At 56.7% G+C, this 24,714-nt stretch carries 23 protein-coding genes; 15 read left to right on the top strand and 8 right to left on the bottom strand.

Annotation, left to right across the window (positions count from 1 at the left end; translation table 11 throughout):
- Window positions 1-440 precede the first annotated feature (440 nt).
- Window positions 441-1,022 (top strand): hypothetical protein, encoded by a 582-nt coding sequence (locus CKW20_RS01500; protein ID WP_095051354.1) that lies wholly within the window; start codon window positions 441-443, stop codon window positions 1,020-1,022.
- Window positions 1,023-1,196: 174 nt separating this feature from the next.
- On the opposite strand, the gene CKW20_RS01495 is transcribed toward CKW20_RS01500, so the two are convergent.
- On the bottom strand, window positions 1,197-2,414 hold the full coding sequence (locus CKW20_RS01495) for an argininosuccinate synthase (protein WP_017738284.1): 1,218 nt from the start codon (window positions 2,412-2,414) through the stop codon (window positions 1,197-1,199).
- 129 nt (window positions 2,415-2,543) lie between these two features.
- The gene (locus tag CKW20_RS01490; RefSeq protein ID WP_095051353.1) at window positions 2,544-3,452 is read right to left on the bottom strand and encodes an OmpA family protein; all 909 of its coding nucleotides are present in this window, start codon (window positions 3,450-3,452) and stop codon (window positions 2,544-2,546) included.
- A gap of 157 nt (window positions 3,453-3,609) precedes the next feature.
- Here CKW20_RS01490 and pyrC point away from each other — a divergent pair, with 157 nt between their 5' ends.
- Both pyrC and rnt read left to right on the top strand, forming a co-directional pair.
- The gene (gene pyrC / locus CKW20_RS01485) at window positions 3,610-4,656 is read left to right on the top strand and encodes a dihydroorotase (RefSeq protein ID WP_095051352.1); all 1,047 of its coding nucleotides are present in this window, start codon (window positions 3,610-3,612) and stop codon (window positions 4,654-4,656) included.
- Window positions 4,653-5,330 (top strand): ribonuclease T, encoded by a 678-nt coding sequence (gene rnt, locus CKW20_RS01480; RefSeq protein ID WP_007898509.1) that lies wholly within the window; start codon window positions 4,653-4,655, stop codon window positions 5,328-5,330. Before pyrC ends, rnt begins: the two co-directional genes overlap by 4 nt.
- A 1,217-nt stretch (window positions 5,331-6,547) precedes the next feature.
- Here the strand turns inward: rnt and CKW20_RS01470 are convergent.
- On the bottom strand, window positions 6,548-7,150 hold the full coding sequence (locus tag CKW20_RS01470; protein ID WP_007898510.1) for a peroxiredoxin: 603 nt from the start codon (window positions 7,148-7,150) through the stop codon (window positions 6,548-6,550).
- 315 nt (window positions 7,151-7,465) lie between these two features.
- Between CKW20_RS01470 and CKW20_RS01465 the strand changes: the two genes are divergently transcribed.
- Window positions 7,466-7,684, top strand: coding sequence for a bacterioferritin-associated ferredoxin (locus CKW20_RS01465; RefSeq protein ID WP_095051350.1), 219 nt, complete (start codon window positions 7,466-7,468; stop codon window positions 7,682-7,684).
- Window positions 7,685-7,883: 199 nt separating this feature from the next.
- Window positions 7,884-8,357, top strand: a complete 474-nt coding sequence (gene bfr / locus CKW20_RS01460; protein WP_095051349.1) for a bacterioferritin — start codon at window positions 7,884-7,886, stop codon at window positions 8,355-8,357.
- A gap of 240 nt (window positions 8,358-8,597) precedes the next feature.
- Here bfr and grxD read toward each other — a convergent pair whose 3' ends face one another.
- The 3 genes from grxD to CKW20_RS01445 all read right to left on the bottom strand — a co-directional run bounded on the left by grxD (window position 8,598) and on the right by CKW20_RS01445 (window position 11,570).
- The gene (grxD, locus tag CKW20_RS01455) at window positions 8,598-8,939 is read right to left on the bottom strand and encodes a Grx4 family monothiol glutaredoxin (protein ID WP_007898513.1); all 342 of its coding nucleotides are present in this window, start codon (window positions 8,937-8,939) and stop codon (window positions 8,598-8,600) included.
- 97 nt (window positions 8,940-9,036) lie between these two features.
- The gene (locus CKW20_RS01450) at window positions 9,037-11,145 is read right to left on the bottom strand and encodes a molybdopterin oxidoreductase family protein (protein ID WP_095051348.1); all 2,109 of its coding nucleotides are present in this window, start codon (window positions 11,143-11,145) and stop codon (window positions 9,037-9,039) included.
- 134 nt (window positions 11,146-11,279) lie between these two features.
- Window positions 11,280-11,570 carry a hypothetical protein gene (locus CKW20_RS01445; RefSeq protein ID WP_095051347.1) on the bottom strand — a complete coding sequence of 97 codons (291 nt, stop codon included), beginning with the start codon at window positions 11,568-11,570 and terminating at the stop codon, window positions 11,280-11,282.
- Window positions 11,571-11,954: 384 nt separating this feature from the next.
- Here CKW20_RS01445 and argF point away from each other — a divergent pair, with 384 nt between their 5' ends.
- Window positions 11,955-12,875, top strand: coding sequence for an ornithine carbamoyltransferase (argF, locus tag CKW20_RS01440; protein ID WP_032830187.1), 921 nt, complete (start codon window positions 11,955-11,957; stop codon window positions 12,873-12,875).
- On the top strand, window positions 12,872-13,981 hold the full coding sequence (locus CKW20_RS01435) for an ABC transporter ATP-binding protein (protein ID WP_095051346.1): 1,110 nt from the start codon (window positions 12,872-12,874) through the stop codon (window positions 13,979-13,981). The genes argF and CKW20_RS01435 overlap by 4 nt, the downstream gene beginning before the upstream one ends.
- Window positions 13,982-14,105: 124 nt before the next feature.
- Here the strand turns inward: CKW20_RS01435 and CKW20_RS01430 are convergent, their stop codons facing one another.
- Entirely contained in the window at window positions 14,106-14,888 is a 783-nt protein-coding gene (locus tag CKW20_RS01430) for a PhzF family phenazine biosynthesis protein (RefSeq protein ID WP_095051345.1), read from the bottom strand.
- A gap of 116 nt (window positions 14,889-15,004) precedes the next feature.
- Window positions 15,005-15,475 (bottom strand): Cys-tRNA(Pro) deacylase, encoded by a 471-nt coding sequence (ybaK, locus tag CKW20_RS01425; RefSeq protein WP_095051344.1) that lies wholly within the window; start codon window positions 15,473-15,475, stop codon window positions 15,005-15,007.
- Between the two features lie 372 nt (window positions 15,476-15,847).
- On the opposite strand from ybaK, the gene CKW20_RS01420 reads away from it, so the two are divergent.
- The 8 genes from CKW20_RS01420 (at window position 15,848) to CKW20_RS01385 (ending at window position 24,637) form a co-directional block, all read left to right on the top strand.
- Window positions 15,848-16,699 (top strand): MIP/aquaporin family protein, encoded by an 852-nt coding sequence (locus tag CKW20_RS01420; protein ID WP_095051343.1) that lies wholly within the window; start codon window positions 15,848-15,850, stop codon window positions 16,697-16,699.
- A gap of 76 nt (window positions 16,700-16,775) precedes the next feature.
- Window positions 16,776-18,281, top strand: coding sequence for a glycerol kinase GlpK (gene glpK / locus CKW20_RS01415; protein WP_008009318.1), 1,506 nt, complete (start codon window positions 16,776-16,778; stop codon window positions 18,279-18,281).
- 95 nt (window positions 18,282-18,376) lie between these two features.
- Window positions 18,377-19,132: a DeoR/GlpR family transcriptional regulator gene (locus CKW20_RS01410; protein WP_095051342.1), complete on the top strand. Its 756-nt coding sequence runs from the start codon at window positions 18,377-18,379 to the stop codon at window positions 19,130-19,132.
- A 280-nt stretch (window positions 19,133-19,412) separates the two neighbouring features.
- On the top strand, window positions 19,413-20,951 hold the full coding sequence (glpD, locus tag CKW20_RS01405) for a glycerol-3-phosphate dehydrogenase (RefSeq protein WP_095051341.1): 1,539 nt from the start codon (window positions 19,413-19,415) through the stop codon (window positions 20,949-20,951).
- A gap of 428 nt (window positions 20,952-21,379) precedes the next feature.
- Window positions 21,380-22,294: a glutamate/aspartate ABC transporter substrate-binding protein gene (locus tag CKW20_RS01400; RefSeq protein WP_095052235.1), complete on the top strand. Its 915-nt coding sequence runs from the start codon at window positions 21,380-21,382 to the stop codon at window positions 22,292-22,294.
- Window positions 22,295-22,488: 194 nt separating this feature from the next.
- Complete coding sequence (locus CKW20_RS01395; protein WP_095051340.1) at window positions 22,489-23,235, top strand: amino acid ABC transporter permease; 747 nt, start codon at window positions 22,489-22,491, stop codon at window positions 23,233-23,235.
- Entirely contained in the window at window positions 23,235-23,906 is a 672-nt protein-coding gene (locus CKW20_RS01390; RefSeq protein WP_095051339.1) for an amino acid ABC transporter permease, read from the top strand. The genes CKW20_RS01395 and CKW20_RS01390 overlap by 1 nt, the downstream gene beginning before the upstream one ends.
- Window positions 23,903-24,637, top strand: coding sequence for an amino acid ABC transporter ATP-binding protein (locus CKW20_RS01385; protein ID WP_095051338.1), 735 nt, complete (start codon window positions 23,903-23,905; stop codon window positions 24,635-24,637). Before CKW20_RS01390 ends, CKW20_RS01385 begins: the two co-directional genes overlap by 4 nt.
- Window positions 24,638-24,714: the final 77 nt, after the last annotated feature.

Raw genomic sequence — 24,714 nt, 5'->3', positions numbered from 1 at the left:
ACACGGATTATTCCTACAAAAAATCATTGCCACACGAAGAGCCAGAGATGTTACTGGTCCAACATTGTTCAGCGCTCCGACATTTTTTTGTATCGCCTTACAACAAAAAAACACAAAACCAAGGTTTAACGCCGATAATCCAACATACATCGACTATTGAGCTACCCTTAAAAGTAACGGGCTTTTACCAGTATTCTCCGCAACCTGACTCAACAACCAAGAAAAGCTCACACACCGTAACACTTCATCAACAATACACTTCTTACAAATCTAAAATAAACAAGCAGCCACACCCGACCCTACAACAACACAGCTACTATAATAATCTTCGCTACCAGAGCAAAAAAAATAGTTAAACACAATAGAAAAAACCTAACAAACCAGTTATTACCCCTCCCACAAACCAATCGAGAAAGTACAATACTTCATGAGCAGACAACATGATAAAACTCAGAAAAAGAATCACCAACCCCATGACAATCATCGCAATTTTTGCAGCCTTATCTGAAACTTCGGCTGCTGTATCTCTCCCCTTTCTCGATGATAAGGAAAGAGAGCTTTATGTTTGGTTCCTGATCAGCTTCCCCTTTTATTTACTTTTCCTTTTCTTCATCACACTAAACTTCAACTATCGGTCGCTTTACGCGCCCTCCGATTTCGAGAAGGGAAAACATTTCATAAAAGTCATGGACAACGCTGATCACTCGGGAAACAGCCCACCCAAGGTAACGCCTGAAAGCTCGGGCCCACACCATGTGCACCTGCCTGCTTCCCTAAAGGATCTGCACATCGTTGATGCACGGTGGGTACGCAAAAAAATGGCGCTCAGCGCCCTGATGGAGAGTATTCAGCACCCTCCGGATAACCCTGCACAAGTGATCGTATTTCTCACGTGTGCCGACTCGGATAAATTACTGAAGGACAACACACTCAAACATTGGAGACAAATAAAGAAACAGAACAGCGCAACATTCTGTATTTCTTACAACTTGAGTTCACAGGGCGTGACGATTATGGGCTAGGTATTGAACTGTCGCACATCAGAAGACAGCCCTTGAAGCACGCTCAAGGACAGGAAGCAGAAGGAACGGTTAGCAGAAACAAGAAGAAAGCGAAACTCAATATGCAGCAGCCCCCTTTCAGATGTGTGGCCTTGTCATCAACAAGGCCACACATCCATTACCGACTCAAAGGTCTCAGAAAAGCTTCCGGCCCTTGTTCGCCGCGATACGCATGCGCAAGGCGTTGAGCTTGATGAAGCCCGCCGCATCGGCCTGGTTGTAGGCGCCGCCATCTTCTTCGAAGGTCGCGATGTTGGCGTCGAACAACGACTCGTCGGACTTGCGGCCAGTGACGATCACATTGCCCTTGTACAGCTTCAGGCGCACTACGCCGTTCACATGAGCCTGGGAAGCGTCGATCATCTGTTGCAGCATCAGACGCTCTGGGCTCCACCAGTAACCGGTGTAGATCAGGCTGGCGTATTTAGGCATCAGCTCGTCTTTGAGGTGAGCCACTTCGCGGTCCAGGGTGATCGATTCGATCGCACGGTGAGCGCGCAGCATGATGGTGCCGCCTGGAGTTTCGTAGCAGCCGCGGGACTTCATGCCCACGTAACGGTTCTCGACGATGTCGAGACGGCCGATACCGTGTTCGCCGCCGATACGGTTCAAGGTCGCCAGCACGGTGGCCGGAGTCATTTCGACACCGTCCAGTGCGACGATGTCGCCGTTGCGGTAGGTCAGCTCCAGGTACTGCGGTTTGTCAGGAGCGTTCTCCGGGGAGACGGTCCATTTCCACATGTCTTCTTCGTGCTCGGTCCAGGTGTCTTCCAGCACGCCACCTTCATAGGAGATGTGCAGCAAGTTGGCGTCCATCGAGTACGGGGATTTTTTCTTGCCGTGACGCTCGATCGGAATCGCGTGCTTCTCGGCATAATCCATCAGCTTCTCGCGGGACAGCAGATCCCATTCGCGCCACGGAGCGATCACTTTCACGCCTGGTTTCAAGGCGTAGGCGCCCAGTTCGAAACGAACCTGGTCGTTGCCCTTGCCGGTCGCGCCGTGGGAAATGGCATCAGCGCCAGTTTCGTTGGCGATTTCGATCAAGCGCTTGGCGATCAACGGACGAGCGATGGAAGTACCCAGCAGGTACTCGCCTTCGTAAACGGTGTTGGCGCGGAACATCGGGAACACGAAATCGCGCACGAATTCTTCGCGCAGATCGTCGATGTAGATTTCTTTTACGCCCATGGCCTGTGCCTTGGCGCGGGCCGGTTCGACCTCTTCGCCCTGACCCAGGTCAGCGGTGAAGGTCACTACTTCACAGTTATAAGTATCCTGCAGCCACTTGAGGATCACCGAAGTGTCCAGGCCGCCGGAATACGCCAGAACGACCTTGTTTACGTCCGCCATGCCATCACTCCACGGGGTTCTACGGAAAGCCGTCAAGTCTACCGCTCATGCAGGATAATTTACAGAGGCGCGACAGCTTATGACGACGAAGCGACAGATTATGTCGAGTGAGCGACGATATCAGCAGGCTCAGGACGTCGTCGTGCTGCCCGCAGAAGCAGTGGCTTGAGACGCCGGTTTCTCAGTCGGCGCTACCCGTTCAAGCCGTACGGCAACCCGACGGTTCTTCGCCCGATTGGCGGCGTTGTTGTTCGGCGCCAAAGGATATCGCTCACCATGGAAACGCAGGGTGATCTGCGATTCCTGGATACCATTGGCCTTGAAGAAATCCATCACGGCCAGCGCCCTGCGTCGTGACAGTTCACGGTTGGTCAGGCGGTTGCCGCTGTTGTCGGAATGGCCGTCGAGCTCAATGTGGTTGACCGTCGGATCGGCTTTCATGAACTCCAGCATCACCTGCAAATGGGCCTTGGCTTGAGTGTCGAGATCGATGCCCTCCCCCGGAAAGCCGACTTCGGATTGCTTCACTTGCTCGAAATTCTGCGGCAGCAACTTGGCCACGCAACCCTGATAGTCACTGTAGGCCTTGCTGAATTTGACCGGCAGCAGACGGACTTCAGATACCCGACCGTCGCCCGATGAGTGTCGAACGACCGGGCTGCGACCGTCCATCAAACCGTTGATCAGCCGCCCGGCCTGAACTTGCGAGCTGTTGAACAGCACGTTGCCGCTGCCGATTCGCACCGAGCCCAGGTTGATGTCGCCACGTCCCGGCTGCCATGGCGCAGCGGCTGCCAGCAAGGTGGCGGAACCGCCACCGATCATCGGGTTGTAGGCCTTCAGACGAAATGTCGCCTGCTCGCCGGCACGACGCACGAACTCCCCCGAACCGAAATCGGTGATGGGTTGAGTCAGGCGGCATTCGAACTTGTCACCTTCGACCGTCCACTCGATGCTCTCCAGACGGGTCTGGAAAGTGAGCGCCATCGCGGGAAGGCTGGCAAACACACTGAGCAAGGCTAAATAACGCTGGCGCACGGGAGGCTCCACTGGCTTCTGCAACAAAAAGACCAACACACATATTTACGGCGTACCTGTTGGATATCGGAAGCTTGCTGCAAAACTTGATAGCGAGTGCCTGCAAGAGTCTTTTCCGGTAGCATTCCCCTGAGTTTGACCCGCCTGGAATCCCCTCATGTCCGACCGCCTGACCCTGCTGCGTCCCGACGACTGGCATATTCATCTTCGCGATGGTGCTGTGTTGACCAATACCGTCGCGGATGTCGCGCGCACCTTTGGTCGCGCCATCATCATGCCCAACCTGGTACCGCCGGTGCGCAACGCGGCTGAAGCCAATGGCTATCGCCAGCGGATTCTCGCCGCGCGTCCGGCCGGTAGCCGTTTCGAACCGCTGATGGTTCTGTACCTGACCGACCGCACCCAGCCCGAAGAAATTCGTGAGGCCAAGGCCAGCGGTTTCGTTTACGCCGCCAAGCTGTACCCGGCCGGCGCGACCACCAACTCGGATTCTGGCGTCACCAGCATCGACAAGATTTTCCCTGCACTGGAGGCCATGGCCGACGTCGGGATGCCCTTGTTGGTTCACGGTGAAGTCACCCGGGGCGATGTCGACGTTTTCGATCGCGAAAAAATCTTCATCGATGAGCACATGCGCCGGGTGGTCGAGCGTTTCCCGACCCTCAAAGTGGTGTTCGAACACATCACCACCGCCGACGCCGTGCAGTTCGTCAACGCGGCTTCGGCCAACGTCGGCGCAACCATCACCGCGCATCACCTGCTGTACAACCGCAACCACATGCTGGTGGGCGGGATTCGGCCGCACTTCTATTGCCTGCCGATCCTCAAGCGCAATACCCATCAGGAAGCCTTGCTCGACGCTGCCACCAGTGGCAGCGACAAGTTCTTCCTCGGCACCGACTCCGCGCCCCATGCCCAGCACGCCAAAGAAGCGGCTTGCGGTTGTGCTGGTTGCTACACCGCCTATGCCGCGATCGAGATGTATGCCGAAGCCTTCGAACAGCGCAACGCGCTGGACAAGCTCGAAGCTTTCGCCAGCCTCAATGGCCCGCGTTTCTATGGCCTGCCGGCGAACACCGATCGCATTACCCTGGTCCGCGATGAGTGGACCGCCCCAACCAGCCTGCCGTTTGGCGAGCTGACCGTAATCCCGCTGCGCGCCGGTGAAAAACTGCGCTGGCGCCTGCTGGAGGAACACGCGTGAGTGAAGACCATTTCGACGACGAACAGGACGGTAATGGCGGCGGAGGCGGTTCTCGCCATCCAATGGCAGCCAGGTTCCGTGGTTACCTGCCGGTCGTTGTCGACGTAGAAACCGGTGGCTTCAACTCGGCCACCGATGCCCTGCTGGAAATCGCCGCCACCGTGATCGGCATGGATGAAAAAGGCTTTGTGTACCCTGAGCACACCTATTTCTTCCGGGTCGAACCGTTCGAAGGCGCGAACATCGAAGCGGCAGCCCTGGAGTTCACCGGGATCAAGCTTGATCACCCGCTGCGCATGGCCGTGAGTGAAGAAGCGGCCCTGACCGATATCTTCCGCGGTGTGCGCAAGGCTCTGAAGGCCAACGGTTGCAAACGGGCGATTCTGGTCGGGCATAACAGCAGCTTCGACCTGGGCTTCCTCAACGCCGCTGTCGCGCGCCTGGACATGAAACGCAACCCGTTTCACCCCTTCTCCAGCTTCGACACCGCAACTCTCGCCGGTCTGGCCTACGGTCAAACCGTATTGGCCAAGGCCTGCCAGGCAGCGGATATCGACTTCGACGGTCGCGAGGCCCACTCGGCCCGCTACGACACCGAGAAGACGGCTGACCTGTTCTGCGGCATCGTCAATCGCTGGAAACAAATGGGCGGCTGGGAAGACTACAACGATTGATCTGTTACTAACCTGTGGTGAGGGAGCTTGCTCCCTCACCACAGGTGAACAGCGTGCCGCGTTTTTTATCAAGCATGAGACGCTTTCGCGATCCTACACGCTTCGACGATACTTAAGAAACGTCCCACAAATAAATCAGAACAAAATGATAGATGGCGCTTGATCTATAATCATATGCTCTTAAAAAACCGGAGAGCTTATGAAAGCGCTAGCAGCAATAGTCATATTGATAATACTTTCTAGCTGTGCAAGGGGCCAACTATTTCCCGGAGGATACGGCCCTGAATTAGCTTATAAATGCGAGATGAACTCGTACGATCCTGATTGCTTACAGCCACCACCAGTCTTCAAAAGCTCTTAAGCATGTAAGTAATCAACCATGGCTAGAGTGGGCCTAATGAAAATTTCCATTCATAAATCTGTTTACCATCCGGAAGTACTCTGACTAGTCTTTCCTTTGGTTTTGAAGTACGACCAGGGACGAACCCAAAGCGAGCCCAGCACAGATTTCCCGTGCGCCTATCGTAAATGACCAGATTACCGTCATCTTGAATAACCATACAGGTGTTGTACCAGAGTGATTTATCAGTGCTATGAGTGCTTTCAGCAATCCATAGACGCCTTCTGGAAGGATCGTATAGAAAGCCACTATTGCTGATTACAAACTGCAGTCGCTGATTCATTCTTTTTGTATATGAAGTTTTACTATAGATCTGATTAGCGTCTGCAACCCAAACTACAGTGCCATGATCCGTGAGAACCAAATTTCCGTCAGCTTGTGACACCAATCGAAATCGTCCATTTTCGGACATAAGGTACTGTCCTGCCGACATCATTTGATTAGGAGGCAGCAACGGCGAGCCACTTGCTTGAAAAGGGGTATACCTAATAGCCATTTTTTATCCTTGCTCAATGAGTTGTTGAACCCTCATTGAATCAAATTAAACTACGGCAATGGCGATATATATTTATCGTTTGAATTAAAAATCCGTCGAAAGGCTAGCCTGAAGCAGAAAAGGAAACGGCGGCCATTAGGTGCCTGGATCGGGGAAGGACGAGCCTGCCAAGTCAGTTCCAGTGCCCAAGCCAGACGCATAAAAAAATCCGATGCCTGTTCAGGCATCGGATTTTGATTTCTTGCGGCTAAAGGTCAAGCAAGGAAGCTTAACTGATCGGCATTGGCCTCGACGGCCGGTTTTTTATACCTCGAACGCGCCTTACAGCGCAGCAGCGTTCTCGGTCAGGTAAGCCGCAACACCTTCGGTGGAAGCGGTCATGCCTTTGTCGCCTTTTTTCCAGTTGGCAGGGCAAACTTCGCCGTGCTCTTCGTGGAATTGCAGAGCGTCGACCAGACGAATCAGCTCTTCGATGTTACGGCCCAGCGGCAGGTCGTTGATGATCTGCGAGCGGACAACGCCTTTGTCGTCGATCAGGAACGCGCCACGGAAAGCCACGCCGCCTTCGGACTCAACGTCGTAGGCCTTGGCGATTTCGTGCTTCAGGTCGGCCGCCATGGTGTAGCGAACTTCGCCGATGCCACCATTGTTGACCGGGGTGTTGCGCCAGGCGTTGTGGGTGAAGTGCGAGTCGATCGAAACGGCTACCACTTCCACGTTGCGTGCCTTGAAGTCAGACATGCGGTTGTCCAGAGCGATCAGCTCGGACGGGCAAACGAAGGTGAAGTCCAGTGGGTAGAAGAACACCAGGCCGTATTTGCCTTTGATGGCCGAGGACAGCGTGAAGCTGTCTACGATTTCGCCATTGCCGAGTACGGCCGGTACGGTGAAGTCAGGGGCTTGTTTGCCTACGAGTACGCTCATTGGATATCTCCTGGTGTAATAACGTGAAGTACAGGGTTCGTATCAGCCTGCCACCCTCAGGCGACAGCCCTGTGACACGATCCCCCTTCGCAAAAGGCCGACCATCATACACCGCGTTTTTGGCCTGTCCTTACGGTTTTTTGCTGGCCGGTAAAAAGGCCGCTGCTATATTTTCCTTATGGAAGGTATGAAAAGAGGCCGTTCGTCAGTCACAGCCCCTTATGACGAAAAGCTTTCAGAAACCACTTTGACAATCATTCTCGTTAACATTAAGATCCATCGCAATTGAGTCACAACCAGCGACGGTTTTTACTTATGTATGTCTGCCTCTGCACCGGCGTCACCGACGGTCAAATCCGCGATGCAATCTATGAAGGTTGCTGCAGCTATAAGGAAGTCCGTCAGGCTACTGGCGTAGCCAGCCAGTGCGGTAAATGCGCCTGCCTTGCCAAGGAAGTGGTTCGTGATACCTTGGGAAAAGTGCAATCGGCCCAAGCGGCGATCCCCTACCCCGTAGAATTTACCGCCGCATAACTACCGTATTTCAAAGAACCGGACTTGATGTCCGGTTTTTTTATGTCTGAAAATCAATCGCTTAGATGCCAGACGCGGAACAAAAACATTCTTATTCCGATTAATTTTCATTTAAGTTTCAATAACTTAGGTTTGACACCCTTAGTTACGCGGCTCAAACTCTGCCTCATAGACAGCTAATACAGGGCAGGACCCCATCATGAAAGGCGACATCACAGTCATCCAGCATCTCAACAAGATCCTTGCCAATGAACTGGTCGCGATCAATCAATACTTTTTGCATGCACGCATGTATGAAGATTGGGGCCTGAACAAGCTCGGCAAGCACGAGTACCACGAATCCATCGACGAGATGAAGCACGCGGACAAGCTGATCAAGCGCATTCTGTTCCTTGAAGGCCTGCCGAACGTCCAGGACCTGGGCAAGCTGAACATTGGCGAACACACCAAGGAAATGCTTGAGTGCGACCTGAAGATCGAACGCGACGGCCATGCCGACCTGAAAGTCGCTATCGCTCACTGCGAAAGCGTCGGCGACTTCGGTAGCCGTGAACTGCTCGAAGACATTCTTGAATCCGAAGAAGAACATATCGACTGGCTGGAAACCCAACTGGGCCTGATCGATAAAGTCGGTCTTGAGAACTATCTGCAATCGCAGATGGGCGAAGAGTAAATGCTACGCCGCTAATCGCGATGCAATAAAAAGCCCCGCTCTCTTTTAAAGAGGCGGGGCTTTTTTATGTCCACTGTCTCGTCCTGAATATGGTTTACACCTATTCGGGACGAAATACGCTCTTGTAGGAGCGAGCGGGCGGCGATCCGACTTGCCCGCGAAGAACGATAACGCGGTGTTACTGATAAATCGCGTTATCGTTCTTCGCGGGCAAGCCTCGCTCCTACAACAGGTACCGAATCAGGCATCGGTCTTGTTGGCAGCAGCAGCTTCAACAGCGGCTTTGATCGTCGCCTGCAACGAACCGTCAGCGGCCATCTCAGTCATGATGTCGCTACCGCCGACCAGCTCACCACCAACCCACAGTTGCGGGAAAGTTGGCCAGTTGGCGTACTTTGGCAGGTTGGCGCGGATTTCCGGGTTCTGCAGGATGTCCACATAGGCAAACTTTTCGCCACAGGCCATTACAGCCTGAGCGGCTTTCGCGGAAAAGCCACACTGTGGGGCATTCGGCGAGCCTTTCATGTAAAGCAGAATGGTGTTGTTGGCAATCTGCTCTTTAATCGTTTCGATGATATCCATGGAGCACCTCGGCTGAACTTTCCGACTCAGTGGTCGGCACGGTGGCGCATTGTAACGGAAACCCGAGCGCCATGCTCGGCCTCCCCGACAGTCATGTTCACGCCGCCGCCACGGTCACCGGCACGCCGTTCAACGCCGCATTGCCCGACAACTCATCGAGCTGACATTCGTCAGTCAGGTCATTGGCGCTGGAACCCGGCTGGCCACTGGCAATCGTCATCTGCACACCCGGTCGCGCATGACCCCAACCGTGAGGAAGGCTGACCACACCTTTCATCATATCCAGGCTGGCAACCACTTCAACCTCGATCACGCCGACCCGCGAACTGACGCGTACCCGTTGCCCATCGCTGAGCCCGCGGCTGGCCAGGTCATCCGGGTGCATCAGCAGTTGATGGCGCGGTTTGCCCTTCACTAGACGGTGATAGTTGTGCATCCATGAATTGTTGCTGCGCACATGCCGACGACCGATCATCAACAACTCGTCAGCGGCCGGGGCTTGTAAGGCCGCGAAGCGCGCCAGGTCGGCGAGGATCTCGACAGGCGCAGCCTGGACTCGCTGATTGGCCGTTTTCAGGCGTGGCGCCAGGTTGGGCTTGAGCGCCCCAAGATCGATACCGTGAGGGTGATCGAACAAGGTGGCCAGCGACAACTTATGTTCCGAAGCATCGCCATACAGACCCATCCGCAGCCCTCGGTCGATCATCTGCGCTGGCGCGATAGTCGGCTTCAATTCCTTGCCGGTCTTCGCCGCAAAGGCCTTGGCCAGCCCCACGAAGATTTCCCAGTCATGCAGCGCGCCTTCGGGCTTGGGGAGAATCGCCCGGTTGAAGCGGCTGACGTTGCGCACCGCGAACATGTTGAACGTGGTGTCGTAATGATCGTTTTCCAGTGCCGAAGTCGACGGCAGAATCAGGTCGGCATAACGCGTGGTTTCATTGATGTACAGGTCAATGCTGACCATGAACTCCAACCCGTCCAGCGCCTGTTCCAGTTGTCGGCCATTAGGCGTGGACAGCACCGGATTACCCGCCACGGTGATCAGCGCGCGAACCTGCCCTTCCCCTTCGGTGAGCATCTCTTCGGCCAACGCCGACACCGGCAACTCGCCACTGTATTCAGGGCGCCCGGACACGCGGCTTTGCCATAGATTGAAATGGCCGCCCGAAGTAGACGCCACCAGGTCCACCGCCGGCTCGGTGCATAACGCACCACCGACACGATCAAGGTTGCCGGACACCAGATTGATCAGTTGCACCAGCCAATGACACAAGGTGCCGAAGGCCTGGGTCGAGACACCCATGCGGCCGTAGCAGACCGCCGTCGGCGCTGCCGCGAAGTCCCGCGCCAGTTGGCGGATTTGCTCGGCGGGCACCGCGCAAAGCGGGCTCATGGCCTCGGCGGTGAAACCTGTGATTGCCTCACGCACCTCATCCAGGCCATCGACCGGCAAATGAATGTCGCGGGTCAGGCCTTCAGCGAACAACGTATTGAGCAGCCCGAACAACAGCGCCGCATCACCACCGGGGCGCACGAACAGATGCTGATCGGCAATCGCCGCCGTTTCGCTGCGACGCGGATCGACCACCACCACTTTGCCGCCCCGGGCCTGAATCGCCTTGAGGCGCTTCTCTACATCCGGCACGGTCATGATGCTGCCGTTGGAGGCCAGTGGATTGCCACCCAGGATCAGCATGAAATCGGTGTGATCGATGTCCGGGATCGGCAACAGCAAGCCATGGCCGTACATCAAATGACTGGTCAGGTGGTGGGGCAACTGATCGACCGAGGTCGCAGAAAACCGGTTACGGGTTTTCAACAGGCCTAGGAAGTAATTGCTGTGGGTCATCAACCCGTAGTTATGCACACTGGGGTTGCCCTGATAAACCGCCACCGCGTTCTGCCCGTGACGTTCCTGAATCGCCGCCAGGCGTTCGGCCACAAGACTGAAAGCATCTTCCCACTCGATAGGCTGCCATTCGCTGCCCACTCGCAGCATCGGCTGACGCAGGCGATCCGGATCGTTCTGAATGTCTTGCAGGGCAACCGCTTTGGGACAGATATGCCCGCGGCTGAAGGTGTCCTGAGGATCACCCTTGATCGAGGTGATCTGAATGCCGCTGCCGTCGACCTCGGTGGTTTCGATGGTCAAACCGCAGATAGCTTCACACAGATGGCACGCACGGTGATGGAGAGTCTTGGTCATGGCCAGTCTCTGTTTTGTTCTGGGCGGGCAATATCGGCCGCGGGAACAAAACTATGGCGCGCGACTCGCCCCTTTGCCAGCGACGTTCGTCTTGTGAATTGGCGACCATCAGGCCAGCCGATGGCAGCAAGGAATCAGCTCGACGGCAGACCCGGCGGCGCCTGCAACTGGATCTCCTCGATGGTTTCGATCTGCTCATGGGCAACATGCACGCCGGTGAGCTCGCCGATCAGGCGCCAATGCTCGTCGAGTCCGCCGCTGATGGTGGCCATGCGGTCGATCATGCGCCGGCCGGCCGCCTTGGTGACTTCGTCTTCACTGCGCAACAACTCGAAAGACATCGAGGTCATGGAAGCAGTGAGGTGGGTCAGAGAACGTGCCGTGAGGCCGAGCAGTTCCATTAACAGCTGTTCTTTCGATTCCATTCCAGGGGCTCCTGCATCGCTCGAATCCTAGTTATAACCCAGCACCTTGCATTAGCAAATGTTTCGGACAACACACATTCCCGATCAAAAACCGACCGCCAGCATAACGCCCGCGCCCTGTTTGATTGCCAAGCCCGGCGAGCCCGGTGTACAAATGATCAGCTGCTGTCAGGAAACAGGCTTCAAAAGCGCTACTGCGGTCACCCGTAGCCTCTCTGAAATCCTCTAAACACCGTAGCCCATTGGAAAAACGCGACATTTAATGTCAATATCGCGCCTTCCCCTATTTCGTCGCCCCGTGCGGCTTACGCCGCAGGTCTCGCCCGTTTTTCAGTTAAACAAGGCTTTGAGTATCTGCGGTCTGTTGCAAAAAGGTAGTCAATGATGAGCGCAAGGCACTTTCTCTCCCTGATGGATTGCACGCCCGAAGAGCTGGTCAGCGTGATCCGTCGAGGCGTTGAGCTCAAGGACCTGCGTAACCGCGGCGTACTGTTCGAGCCTTTGAAGAACCGCGTCCTGGGGATGATTTTCGAGAAGTCCTCGACCCGCACCCGTATCTCGTTCGAGGCCGGTATGATCCAGCTCGGTGGCCAGGCAATCTTCCTGTCGCCACGCGATACCCAATTGGGCCGCGGCGAGCCGATCGGCGACTGCGCCATCGTCATGTCGAGCATGCTCGATGCGGTGATGATCCGCACCTTTGCCCACAGCACCCTGACCGAATTCGCCGCCAACTCCCGCGTGCCGGTGATCAACGGCCTGTCCGATGACCTGCACCCGTGCCAGTTGCTGGCCGATATGCAAACCTTCCTCGAACACCGGGGTTCGATTCAAGGCAAGACCGTGGCCTGGATCGGCGATGGCAACAACATGTGCAACAGCTATATAGAAGCGGCGATCCAGTTCGACTTCCAGTTGCGTATAGCCTGCCCGGAAGGTTACGAGCCAAACCCAGAGTTCGTAGCTAAAGCCGGCGATCGGGTGACCATCGTCCGCGATCCACAGGAAGCTGTGCGCGGCGCGCACCTGGTAAGCACCGACGTCTGGACCTCCATGGGCCAGGAAGAGGAAACCGCCAAGCGCCTGAAGCTGTTCGCACCCTTCCAGGTCAACCGTGCCCTGCTCGACCTGGCCGCGCCAGACGTGCTGTTCATGCATTGCCTGCCGGCCCACCGTGGCGAGGAAATCAGCCTGGATCTGCTCGATGATTCGCGCTCGGTGGCCTGGGATCAAGCCGAAAACCGTCTTCACGCACAAAAGGCCTTGCTCGAATTCCTCGTCCCGCCTTCGTACCACCACGCATGAGCCAGACCTTACTGCTGAACCTGCGCAACCTGGCGTGCGGTTATCAAAATCAGCGGGTCGTGCAGAATCTCAACCTGCATTTGAATGCCGGCGATATCGGTTGCCTGCTAGGGTCTTCAGGCTGCGGCAAAACCACCACCCTGCGGGCGATTGCCGGTTTCGAACCGGTGCATGAAGGTGAAATCCAGCTGGCGGGCGAGACCATCTCCAGCGCCGGCTTCACCCTCGCCCCGGAGAAACGCCGGATCGGCATGGTGTTCCAGGATTACGCACTGTTTCCGCATTTGAGCGTGGCCGAGAACATCGCCTTCGGGATCCGCAAGCACCCGCAAAAGGATCGCATCACCGAAGAACTGCTCGAGCTGGTCAACCTGAAAAACCTCGGCAAGCGTTTCCCCCACGAACTGTCCGGTGGCCAGCAGCAACGTGTGGCTTTGGCCCGTGCCCTGGCGCCGGAACCGCAACTGCTGTTGCTCGATGAACCATTCTCCAACCTCGACGGCGAATTACGACGCAAGCTCAGTCATGAGGTACGCGACATTCTCAAGGCTCGTGGCACCAGTGCGATCCTGGTGACCCACGATCAGGAAGAAGCCTTCGCGGTCAGCGACCACGTGGGCGTTTTCAAGGAAGGTCGCCTGGAGCAGTGGGACACGCCCTACAACCTCTATCACGAACCACTGACGCCGTTCGTGGCCAGTTTCATTGGTCAGGGTTACTTCATTCGCGGCCAGTTGAGCAGCCCGGAGTCGGTGCAGACCGAGTTGGGTGAATTGCGCGGCAACCGTGCCTACACCTGGCCAATCGGTTGTGCCGTGGACGTGTTGCTACGCCCGGACGACATCGTCTATGCGCCGGACAGCCCACTGAGGGCGCAGATTGTCGGCAAGAGCTTCCAGGGGGCATCAACCCTGTACCGATTGCAGCTGCCTACGGGCGCACAGCTGGAGTCGATTTTCCCGAGTCATGCCGATCATCTGGTCGGTGCTGAAGTCGGCATTCGGGTGGCGGCTGAACACCTGGTGCTGTTCCAGGCGAACGGCAGCACGGCGGCGCAGATTCCGGTGATCGAATCCGGTGTCCGGCGGTACAGCACCGCCAGCTGACACCAGAATCTGTAGGAGCGAGGCTTGCCCGCGAAGGCGTCGTGTCAGTCAACAATGATGTCGACTGAAAATACGCCTTCGCGGGCAAGTCGGATCGCCGCACCGCTCGTTCCTACAAAAAAAATCATCCGAGCAATAATCTGCCACTTGCGACCAGCGTCGCATTCCCGCCAATACTCACTCGATCCCCTTCCAGCTGGCAGAACAACTCCCCGCCCCGCGCCGAACACTGATAAGCCGTCAAACTCGACTTGCTCAAGCGCTCCGACCAATACGGAATCAGGCTGCAATGGGTCGACCCAGTCACCGGGTCTTCGTTGATGCCGATTGCCGGGGCAAAGTATCGCGACACAAAATCATGCTTGTTGCCCTTGGCCGTCACAATGGCGCCCAGCCACGGCAGTTTTGCCAGCGCAACCATGTCCGGCTGACAATCGAGCACCGCTTGCTCGGACTCCAGCACCACGAACAATTCTTTCGAACCCAACACGTCGACTGTTTTCACACCCAAGGCGCGCTCGACATCCAGGGTCACGCCCACTTCTGTTGGCACGATGGCCGGGAAATCCAGCCACAAGCGCTCGCCCTCACGACTGACACTCAGCGGGCCGGACTTGCAGGTGAAGTCCAGCCGTTCGACCGGCTCCTTATAGATTTCAAACAGAACATAGGCGCTGGCCAGGGTCGCATGGCCGCATAACGGGACTTCGGTGGTCGGGGTAAACCAGCGGATGTGCCAGACGGCACCCTCACGTACCAGAAATGCGGTTTCGGCGAGGTTGTGTTCGGCGGCGATTTTTTGCATCAACTCATCGTCGAGCCAGGCATCGAGCCGGTACACCATCGCCGGGTTACCACTGAATGGACGATCACTGAACGCATCAACCTGATGAAACTCCAACTGCATGGCACTTCTCCCTTTTTTAGGTCGACGAGCATGAAGCCACGAAGAGCCCTTCACCAGTGACAGAACCAATCAATTTCCACCATACAGTGCCGGGCTGAACGCCCGAGACCTTCTACTCAGGCGCGACCGATATCGGCGAACTTCGCCTGGGTGTGTTCGGCCAACACGGCGGGCGCCAGTTCAACTTCCAGACCGCGCCGTCCGGCGCTGACGAAGATGCTGGAAAAAGGCTGAGCTGAACTGTCAATAAAGGTACGCAGGCGCTTTTTCTGCCCGAGCGGACTGATGCCGCCTAACAGATACCCCGTCGAACGTTGCGCGGCGGCAGGATCAGCCATTTCGACTTTTTTCACCCCAGCGGTATGCGCCAGCGCCTTCAAGTCCAGACTTCCGACGACCGGTACCACCGCCACCAACAATTCTCCCTTTTCGCTGGCCGCCAGCAATGTCTTGAACACCTGAGCCGGGTCCAATCCCAGTTTTTCCGCGGCCTCCAGACCATAGGACACGGCCTTCGGATCATGTTCGTAACTGTGCACGCGATGTTCGGCACGAACTTTTTTCAACAAATCCAATGCGGGGGTCATAGCAGCTCCAAGCTTGGCGGCAGAAGAAAAATACTGCGCAGGATTCTAGGCCATTGATCGATAAAAGGCTCGATTGCAGCGCCATTTCAAAGGCTTGGCCGAGCCCCTCTGCCACTCGTCCACGGTCGGTCGGCCTGATGAACGACGCGGTCATTCACGAGACTAATAGTTTAAATGTGACCAACAGTTCACTTTCGACCTTTGACAGCAGCGTTTCTTGTCTATATTTTTTCGAATCTGAATACTGCACGAATGTCTCACCGCAGCACCCCAGCAGTAAGCCGAGCACAGGATGGGGATCCTTGCCTTGGTGGAAATCGCGCTTTGACTTAGATGAACAAGCGCCAGACAACAACAAAAAAGAGGTTTTCAATGACAACTGCTTTACAACAACCGTCGCTCTCGAGCCAATGTATGGCCGAGTTTCTGGGTACTGCACTGCTAATCTTTTTCGGTACCGGCTGCGTTGCCGCGCTCAAGGTGGCGGGTGCCAGCTTCGGACTGTGGGAAATCAGCATCATCTGGGGGGTTGGCGTCAGCATGGCGATCTACCTCACCGCCGGCGTTTCCGGCGCGCACCTCAATCCTGCCGTGAGTATCGCGCTAAGCATTTTCGCTGACTTCGAAAAGCGCAAACTGCCTTTCTATATCCTCTCCCAGGTGGCTGGCGCCTTCTGCGGGGCATTGTTGGTTTACACGCTGTACAGCAATCTTTTCTTCGATTTCGAACAAACTCACCAAATGGTTCGTGGCACCGAGGCCAGCCTTGAGCTGGCTTCGGTGTTCTCCACTTTCCCGAACCCTGCCCTGGCCACAGCCCAGGCCTTTTTGGTTGAAGTGATCATCACCGCTATCCTGATGGGCGTGATCATGTCGCTGACCGACGACAACAATGGTCTGCCCAAAGGGCCGCTGGCGCCGCTGCTGATCGGCCTGCTGATTGCCGTGATTGGCAGCTCGATGGGCCCGCTGACCGGTTTCGCGATGAACCCGGCGCGTGATTTCGGTCCAAAACTGATGACTTTCTTCGCAGGCTGGGGTGAAATTTCCTTCACTGGCGGGCGCGATATCCCGTACTTCCTGATCCCGATTTTTGCACCGATTGTTGGTGCCTGCCTCGGTGCCGCAGCTTATCGCGGGCTGATTGCCCGTCATCTGCCCAGCGCCATACCTGCTACAAAGGAGGCAACACCAGCCATTGACGGCAAACCAAGAACGTCTTGAAACCGTTGGCGCGTGATCCTGCCCATGTGGTCTCGCGCCTGACCTCACTTCCTAATTTTCGTCCAAGGCAATCGACATGACCGACATTCAGAATAAGAACTACATCATTGCCCTCGATCAGGGTACGACCAGCTCCCGCGCGATCATTTTCGACCGTGACGCGAATGTGGTCTGCACCGCCCAGCGCGAATTCGCACAGCATTACCCGCAAGCCGGCTGGGTCGAACATGACCCGATGGAAATCTTCGCCACCCAAAGCGCCGTGATGGTCGAGGCCCTGGCTCAAGCCGGCCTGCATCACGACCAGGTCGCGGCCATCGGCATCACCAACCAGCGCGAAACCACTGTGGTCTGGGACAAGACCACCGGCCGCCCGATCTACAATGCGATCGTCTGGCAGTGCCGCCGCAGCACCGAAATCTGCCAGCAGCTCAAGCGCGATGGCCACGAGCAATACATCAGCGACACCACTGGCCTGGTTACCGACCCATACTTCTCCGGCACCAAACTCAAGTGGATCCTCGACAACGTCGAAGGCAGCCGCGAGCGCGCGCGCAAGGGTGAACTGCTGTTCGGCACCGTCGATAGCTGGCTGATCTGGAAATTTACCGGCGGCAAGGTGCACGTCACCGACTACACCAACGCCTCACGCACCATGCTCTTCAACATCCACACGCTGGAGTGGGACGCGAAGATGCTGGAAGTCCTCGACATCCCGCGCGAGATGCTGCCGGAGGTTAAATCCTCATCCGAAATCTACGGCCATACCAAAAGCGGCATCGCCATTGGCGGTATCGCCGGCGACCAGCAGGCGGCCCTCTTCGGCCAGATGTGCGTCGAGCCAGGCCAGGCGAAAAATACCTACGGCACCGGTTGCTTCCTGTTGATGAACACCGGCGACAAAGCAGTGAAATCCAAACACGGCATGCTCACCACCATCGCTTGCGGCCCGCGCGGCGAAGTGGCCTACGCCCTGGAAGGCGCGGTGTTCAACGGCGGCTCCACCGTGCAGTGGCTGCGTGACGAGTTGAAAATCATCAACGACGCCCACGACACCGAATACTTCGCCAACAAGGTCAAGGACAGCAATGGTGTGTATCTGGTGCCGGCCTTCACCGGCCTGGGCGCTCCGTACTGGGACCCGTATGCCCGTGGCGCACTGTTCGGCCTGACTCGCGGCGTACGCGTGGATCACATTATTCGTGCTGCGCTGGAGTCGATTGCCTACCAGACCCGCGACGTTCTGGACGCCATGCAGCAGGATTCCGGCGAACGCCTCAAGTCCCTGCGGGTGGACGGCGGCGCAGTCGCGAACAACTTCCTGATGCAGTTCCAGGCCGACATCCTCGGCACTCAGGTCGAGCGTCCGCAAATGCGCGAAACGACAGCGTTGGGCGCGGCTTACCTGGCGGGTCTGGCTTGTGGTTTCTGGGGCAGCCTGGACGAGTTGCGCGGCAAGGCAGTGATCGAGCGCGAATTCGAACCGACGCTGGACGAAACCGCGAAGGAGAAACTCTACGCGGGCTGGAAAAAAGCCGTCAGCCGCACCCGCGACTGGGAACCGCACGAGGGTGCTGAATAAGCCGAGGACCGGACTCGTATCTGGTTGTAACTGGTAGGGAGCGGATTCCTGCGGCATCATGGGCAAATTTTGCATGGCAGCCCAAAGGAAGCCCCATGAATCTGCCTCCCCGTCAGCAGCAAATCCTCGAACTGGTCCGCGAGCGCGGCTATGTCAGCATCGAGGAAATGGCTCAGCTGTTCGTCGTTACACCGCAAACCATCCGCCGCGATATCAATCAACTGGCGGAAGTGAATCTGCTGCGTCGCTACCACGGCGGCGCAGCCTACGACTCCAGTGTCGAAAATACCGCCTACGCCATGCGCGCCGATCAGATGCGCGATGAAAAGCAGCGCATCGGCGAAGCCATTGCCGCTCAGATTCCCGATCACGCCTCACTGTTCATCAACATCGGCACCACCACCGAATCCATCGCTCGGGCGTTGCTCAACCACAACCACCTGAAGATCATCACCAACAACCTGCATGTGGCCTCGATGCTCAGCGCCAAGGACGATTTCGACGTGCTGCTGACGGGTGGCAACGTGCGGCGTGACGGGGGCGTGGTCGGTCAGGCGAGTGTCGACTTCATTAACCAGTTCAAGGTCGACTTCGCCTTGGTCGGCATCAGCGGCATCGATGAAGACGGTAGCCTGCTGGACTTCGACTATCAGGAAGTGCGGGTATCCCAAGCGATCATCGCCAATGCCCGGCAGGTGATTCTGGCAGCCGACTCCAGCAAATTTGGGCGCAATGCCATGATTCGTCTGGGGCCGATCAGCCTGATCGACTGCCTGGTCACCGATCAGCAGCCTTCGCCGGCCTTGGGGCAGTTGTTGAGCCAGCACAAGATTCGGTTGGAAGTGGTTTAACCCCCTTCGTACAGATCGTTCCCACGCTCCGCGTGGGAATGCCGCCTGGGACGCCGCGTCCCGCCTCAACGCCGACGCAGAGCTTCTATTGATGCATTCCCACGCAGAGCGTGGGAATGACCTGTACATCGATGTTCGTAAATTTTCCTTTAACGGCCCTTCGATCAGTATTTTCAATCGAAGCTCACTGGCTGCGGGCGTCTTTATGGGCTAATATTTTCGCAAATGAACATTAATGTTCGAATTCAAATATAGAAATTAAAAAGCCCGAGGCCAGCCGATGCCCACTTCTACCTTGCCTACGCCCCCTCTCGCCGAGGTCTACGATATCGCCGTCATTGGTGGTGGGATCAATGGCGTGGGAATCGCAGCGGATGCCGCCGGTCGCGGTCTTTCGGTATTCCTTTGCGAAAAGGATGACCTGGCCAGCCACACCTCGTCTGCCAGCAGCAAGCTGATCCACGGCGGCCTGCGCTACCTCGAACATTACGAATTCCGCCTGGTGCGCGAAGCCCTCGCCGAACGCGAAGTGCTGCTGGCCAAGGCGCCGCACATCGTCAAGCAAATGCGTTTCGTGCTGCCGCACCGCCCGCACCTGCGTCCGGCCTGGATGATCCGCGCCGGCCTGTTCCTTTATGATCACCTCGGCAAACGGGAAAAACTCGAAGGCTCGAAAAGCCTGAAGTTCGGCCCGGACAGCCCGCTGAAAAGCGAAATCACCAAAGGCTTCGAATATTCCGATTGCTGGGTCGATGACGCACGCCTGGTCGTACTCAACGCCATGGCCGCCCGCGAGAAAGGCGCTCACGTCCATACCCAAACCCGTTGCGTCAGTGCCCGTCGCACCAAGGGCCTGTGGGATCTGCACCTTGAACGCGCCGATGGCAGTCTGTTTTCGATCCACGCCAAGGCACTGGTCAACGCTGCAGGCCCATGGGTCGCCCAGTTCATTCGTGACGACCTGAAGATGGAGTCGCCATACGGCATCCGTCTGATCCAGGGCAGCCACCTGATCGTGCCAAAACTGTACGAAGGCGAACATGCGCACATTCTGCAAAACGAAGATCAGCGTATCGTGTTCACCATTCCGTACCTGAACCACTTCACCCTGATCGGCACCACCGACCGCGAGTACACCGGCGACCCGGCTGCAGTTGCGATCACTGAAGGCGAAACCGATTACCTGCTCAAAGTGGTCAACGCCCATTTCAAGAAGCAACTCAACCGCGACGACATCCTGCACAGCTACTCCGGCGTTCGTCCGCTGTGCAACGACGAATCCGACAACCCGTCGGCCGTCACCCGCGATTACACATTGGCGTTGTCGGGCAGTGGCGAAGAAGCGCCGCTGCTATCGGTGTTCGGCGGCAAACTGACGACTTACCGCAAACTGGCCGAGTCGGCACTGGCGCAACTGGCCCCGTACTTCACCCACATCAAACCAAGCTGGACCGCCAGTGCCACCCTGCCCGGCGGTGAAGACATGACCACCCCGCAGGCCTTGAGCTCGCGGATCCGCGACCAGTTCGACTGGGTGCCCACCGAAATAGCCCGACGCTGGGCCACCACTTACGGCAGCCGCACCTGGCGCATGCTCGAAGGCGTGCAAAACCTCAGTGACCTGGGCGAACACATCGGCGGCGGCCTCTACACCCGCGAAGTCGATTATCTGTGCAGCGAAGAATGGGCGACCACCGCCCACGACATTCTGTGGCGCCGCAGCAAGCTTGGGCTGTTCACCACCCCGGCGGAACAGCAAAAGCTCAAGGATTACCTGAACAAGGTCGAACAGAACCGCAGCAAGATCGAAGCGGCCTGATCGGGAATCCGGTTGAAACGAAGCCCCTGAATCTCACGATTCAGGGGCTTTTTCATAACCCGCGAAACTGTAGGAGCGAGGCTTGCCCGCGAAGAACGATAACGCGGTGCTCCAGGCAGACCGCAGTGATCCATTCGCGGGCAAACCTCGCTCCTACAGATTGAGGTGTGATTCATTCGGTTTTCCGAACGCGACTTGCCAGTCGATTCGGTTAACCGGATTGTTCAGTGCAAAAAAAACACTCCATAAATATTTAATATCCTTATAAATCAACAATTTGATCTATACCGCCTAGCCTGGCACGAGTCATGCTCTACACTCTTGGACGAATGCCTGTTGTGCCAACACTTCAGGAGCCGTCAGGCATTCGAAGCACCAAAAGGCCGATGAACTGGCTCCATAAAAAAAACAATGTCGAGGAAAATTTGATGCGCATCGTTCCCCATATCCTGGGCGCAGCCATTGCTGCCGCTCTGATTAGCACTCCAGTTTTCGCTGCCGAACTCACCGGCACACTGAAGAAGATCAAAGAGTCCGGCACCATCACCCTCGGGCATCGTGACGCTTCCATTCCGTTTTCCTACATCGCGGATGCTTCCGGCAAACCGGTTGGCTACTCCCACGATATCCAGCTGAAAATCGTTGAAGCCATCAAGAAAGACCTGGACATGCCCAACCTCCAGGTCAAATACAACCTGGTGACCTCGCAAACCCGTATCCCGCTGGTGCAGAACGGCACCGTGGACGTCGAGTGCGGCTCCACCACCAACAACGTCGAACGTCAGCAGCAAGTTGACTTCTCCGTCGGCATCTTCGAAATCGGCACCAAGCTGCTGTCCAAGAAAGATTCCCCGTACAAAGACTTCGCCGACCTTAAAGGCAAGAACGTCGTGACCACCGCCGGAACCACGTCCGAGCGCATCCTCAAGTCGATGAACGCCGACAAGCAGATGGGCATGAACGTGATCTCCGCCAAAGACCATGGCGAGTCCTTCCAGATGCTGGAAACCGGCCGCGCAGTGGCTTTCATGATGGACGACGCCTTGCTGGCCGGTGAAATGGCCAAGGCCAAGAAGCCAACCGATTGGGCCGTGACCGGGACTGCACAGTCCAATGAAATCTACGGTTGCATGGTTCGCAAAGGCGACGCGCCGTTCAAGAAAGCTGTCGACGACGCCATCATCGCGACCTACAAGTCCGGCGAGATCAACAAGATCTACGAAAAATGGTTCATGCAGCCAATCCCGCCAAAAGGCCTGAACCTGATGTTCCCGATGAGCGACGAGCTCAAGAACCTGATCGCCAACCCGACCGACAAAGCGGCTGACGAAAAGAAATCCTGATTTCTGACTAACCTTATCCCCTGAGAGGGCCTGCGCCCTTTCAGGGATTTGTCACTCCCTGCTGGTATTTCTGGAAACACTCGAACCGGTGGCTGTCGAGCCGCTCGTGTGTGCCTGAACTTCAAGGTTCGGGCGGGAACGGAGCTTCCCCAGGCGGGCATTTGTACATCGAACGAATCCGAGGGGAGACCCTAATGAATTACAACTGGGACTGGGGCGTGTTTTTCAAGTCCACCGGCGTGGGCAGCGAGATTTATTTCGACTGGTACCTCTCCGGTTTGGGCTGGACCATCGCCATCGCCATCGCAGCCTGGATTATCGCGCTGCTGCTGGGCTCGATTCTGGGCGTCATGCGCACGGTGCCTAACCGCATCGTATCGGGCATCGCGACCTGCTACGTCGAACTCTTCCGTAACGTGCCGCTGCTGGTTCAGCTGTTCATCTGGTACTTCCTGGTGCCCGATTTGCTGCCTGCGGACATCCAAGAGTGGTACAAGCAGGATCTCAACCCGACCACCTCGGCCTTCCTCAGCGTCGTCGTGTGCCTGGGTCTGTTCACCACCGCTCGGGTGTGCGAACAAGTGCGCACCGGTATCCAGGCGCTGCCTCGCGGCCAGGAATCCGCTGCCCGCGCCATGGGTTTCAAGCTGCCGCAGATCTACTGGAACGTGCTGCTGCCCCAGGCTTATCGCATCATCATTCCGCCGCTTACCTCGGAATTCCTGAACGTATTCAAGAACTCGTCAGTGGCATCGCTGATTGGCCTGATGGAGCTGCTCGCGCAGACCAAACAGACCGCCGAGTTCTCCGCCAACCTGTTCGAAGCCTTCACCCTGGCAACGCTGATCTACTTCACGCTGAACATGGGTCTGATGCTGCTGATGCGCGCGGTCGAGAAGAAAGTCGCCGTACCGGGCCTGATTTCCGTAGGGGGTAAATGATGGAATTCGACTTCACGGGCATCATTCCGTCCTTGCCGGGTTTGTGGAACGGCATGGTCATGACCCTCAAACTGATGGCCTTGGGCGTGGTCGGCGGGATCATCCTCGGCACGATCCTGGCACTGATGCGCCTGTCCCACAGCAAACTGCTGTCGAACATCGCCGGCGCCTACGTTAACTACTTCCGTTCGATTCCATTGCTGCTGGTCATCACCTGGTTCTACCTGGCGGTGCCATTCGTGCTGCGCTGGATCACTGGGGAAGACACCCCGATCGGCGCGTTCGCCTCGTGCATCGTGGCGTTCATGATGTTCGAAGCGGCGTACTTCTGCGAAATCGTCCGGGCCGGCGTGCAGTCGATTCCCAAGGGCCAGATGGCGGCTGCCCAGGCCATGGGCATGACTTACAGCCAGATGATGCGTTTGATCATCCTGCCGCAAGCGTTCCGCAAGATGACCCCGCTGCTGCTGCAACAGAGCATCATCCTGTTTCAGGACACCTCGCTGGTTTACGCGGTGGGTCTGGTGGATTTCCTCAATGCCTCGCGCGCCAGTGGCGACATCATCGGCCGCTCCAATGAGTTCCTGATCTTCGCCGGTTTCACATACTTCATCATCAGCTTTGCCGCCTCGCAGCTGGTCAAGCGTCTGCAAAAAAGGTTTGCCGTATGATCTCTATCAAGAATGTCAACAAGTGGTATGGCGACTTCCAGGTACTGACTGACTGCAGCACCGAAGTCAAAAAAGGCGAAGTGATCGTGGTGTGCGGGCCATCCGGTTCCGGCAAATCCACCCTGATCAAATGCGTCAACGCGCTGGAACCGTTTCAGAAAGGCGATGTGATCGTCGATGGCACGTCCATCGCCGACCCGAAGACCAACCTGCCAAAACTGCGTTCGCGCGTCGGCATGGTGTTCCAGCATTTCGAACTGTTCCCGCACCTGAGCATCATCGATAACCTGACCATCGCGCAAATCAAGGTGTTGGGCCGCAGCAAGGAAGAAGCCAGCAAGAAAGCCCTGCAACTGCTTGAGCGCGTCGGCCTCTCCGCCCACGCCAAAAAGCACCCGGGCCAACTCTCCGGCGGTCAGCAACAGCGTGTGGCGATTGCCCGTGCGCTGGCGATGGACCCGATCGTCATGCTGTTCGACGAACCGACCTCGGCGCTGGACCCGGAAATGGTCAACGAAGTACTCGACGTGATGGTGCAACTGGCCCACGAAGGGATGACCATGATGTGCGTGACCCACGAAATGGGCTTCGCCCGCAAGGTAGCGGACCGGGTAATCTTCATGGATCAGGGCAAGATCATCGAAGACTGCAAGAAAGAAGAGTTCTTCGGTGACATCAACGCCCGTGCCGAACGTACACAGCACTTCCTCGCGAAAATTTTGCAGCACTAAGAAAGGCACCGCTCCCCAACTAAAGTGGGAGCGGACTTGTGTGGGAGTGAACCGCTTTTCGTAGGAGCCAGGCTCGC

The organism is Pseudomonas sp. Irchel s3b2 (assembly GCF_900187445.1).
Lineage (GTDB): Bacteria > Pseudomonadota > Gammaproteobacteria > Pseudomonadales > Pseudomonadaceae > Aquipseudomonas.
This window is presented reverse-complemented; position numbering and strand designations above follow the sequence as displayed.

Coding starts and splice junctions, on each gene's coding strand:
- glpD (WP_095051341.1), top strand. CDS start 19,413: ATGCCCACTTCTACCTTGCCTACGCCCCCTCTCGCCGAGGTCTACGAT.
- grxD (WP_007898513.1), bottom strand. CDS start 8,939: ATGGATATCATCGAAACGATTAAAGAGCAGATTGCCAACAACACCATT.
- CKW20_RS01450 (WP_095051348.1), bottom strand. CDS start 11,145: ATGACCAAGACTCTCCATCACCGTGCGTGCCATCTGTGTGAAGCTATC.
- glpK (WP_008009318.1), top strand. CDS start 16,776: ATGACCGACATTCAGAATAAGAACTACATCATTGCCCTCGATCAGGGT.
- CKW20_RS01400 (WP_095052235.1), top strand. CDS start 21,380: ATGCGCATCGTTCCCCATATCCTGGGCGCAGCCATTGCTGCCGCTCTG.
- argF (WP_032830187.1), top strand. CDS start 11,955: ATGAGCGCAAGGCACTTTCTCTCCCTGATGGATTGCACGCCCGAAGAG.
- CKW20_RS01385 (WP_095051338.1), top strand. CDS start 23,903: ATGATCTCTATCAAGAATGTCAACAAGTGGTATGGCGACTTCCAGGTA.
- CKW20_RS01435 (WP_095051346.1), top strand. CDS start 12,872: ATGAGCCAGACCTTACTGCTGAACCTGCGCAACCTGGCGTGCGGTTAT.
- CKW20_RS01390 (WP_095051339.1), top strand. CDS start 23,235: ATGGAATTCGACTTCACGGGCATCATTCCGTCCTTGCCGGGTTTGTGG.
- CKW20_RS01500 (WP_095051354.1), top strand. CDS start 441: ATGATAAAACTCAGAAAAAGAATCACCAACCCCATGACAATCATCGCA.
- CKW20_RS01410 (WP_095051342.1), top strand. CDS start 18,377: ATGAATCTGCCTCCCCGTCAGCAGCAAATCCTCGAACTGGTCCGCGAG.
- ybaK (WP_095051344.1), bottom strand. CDS start 15,475: ATGACCCCCGCATTGGATTTGTTGAAAAAAGTTCGTGCCGAACATCGC.
- CKW20_RS01465 (WP_095051350.1), top strand. CDS start 7,466: ATGTATGTCTGCCTCTGCACCGGCGTCACCGACGGTCAAATCCGCGAT.
- CKW20_RS01395 (WP_095051340.1), top strand. CDS start 22,489: ATGAATTACAACTGGGACTGGGGCGTGTTTTTCAAGTCCACCGGCGTG.
- CKW20_RS01495 (WP_017738284.1), bottom strand. CDS start 2,414: ATGGCGGACGTAAACAAGGTCGTTCTGGCGTATTCCGGCGGCCTGGAC.
- CKW20_RS01430 (WP_095051345.1), bottom strand. CDS start 14,888: ATGCAGTTGGAGTTTCATCAGGTTGATGCGTTCAGTGATCGTCCATTC.
- bfr (WP_095051349.1), top strand. CDS start 7,884: ATGAAAGGCGACATCACAGTCATCCAGCATCTCAACAAGATCCTTGCC.
- CKW20_RS01470 (WP_007898510.1), bottom strand. CDS start 7,150: ATGAGCGTACTCGTAGGCAAACAAGCCCCTGACTTCACCGTACCGGCC.
- CKW20_RS01420 (WP_095051343.1), top strand. CDS start 15,848: ATGACAACTGCTTTACAACAACCGTCGCTCTCGAGCCAATGTATGGCC.
- pyrC (WP_095051352.1), top strand. CDS start 3,610: ATGTCCGACCGCCTGACCCTGCTGCGTCCCGACGACTGGCATATTCAT.
- CKW20_RS01445 (WP_095051347.1), bottom strand. CDS start 11,570: ATGGAATCGAAAGAACAGCTGTTAATGGAACTGCTCGGCCTCACGGCA.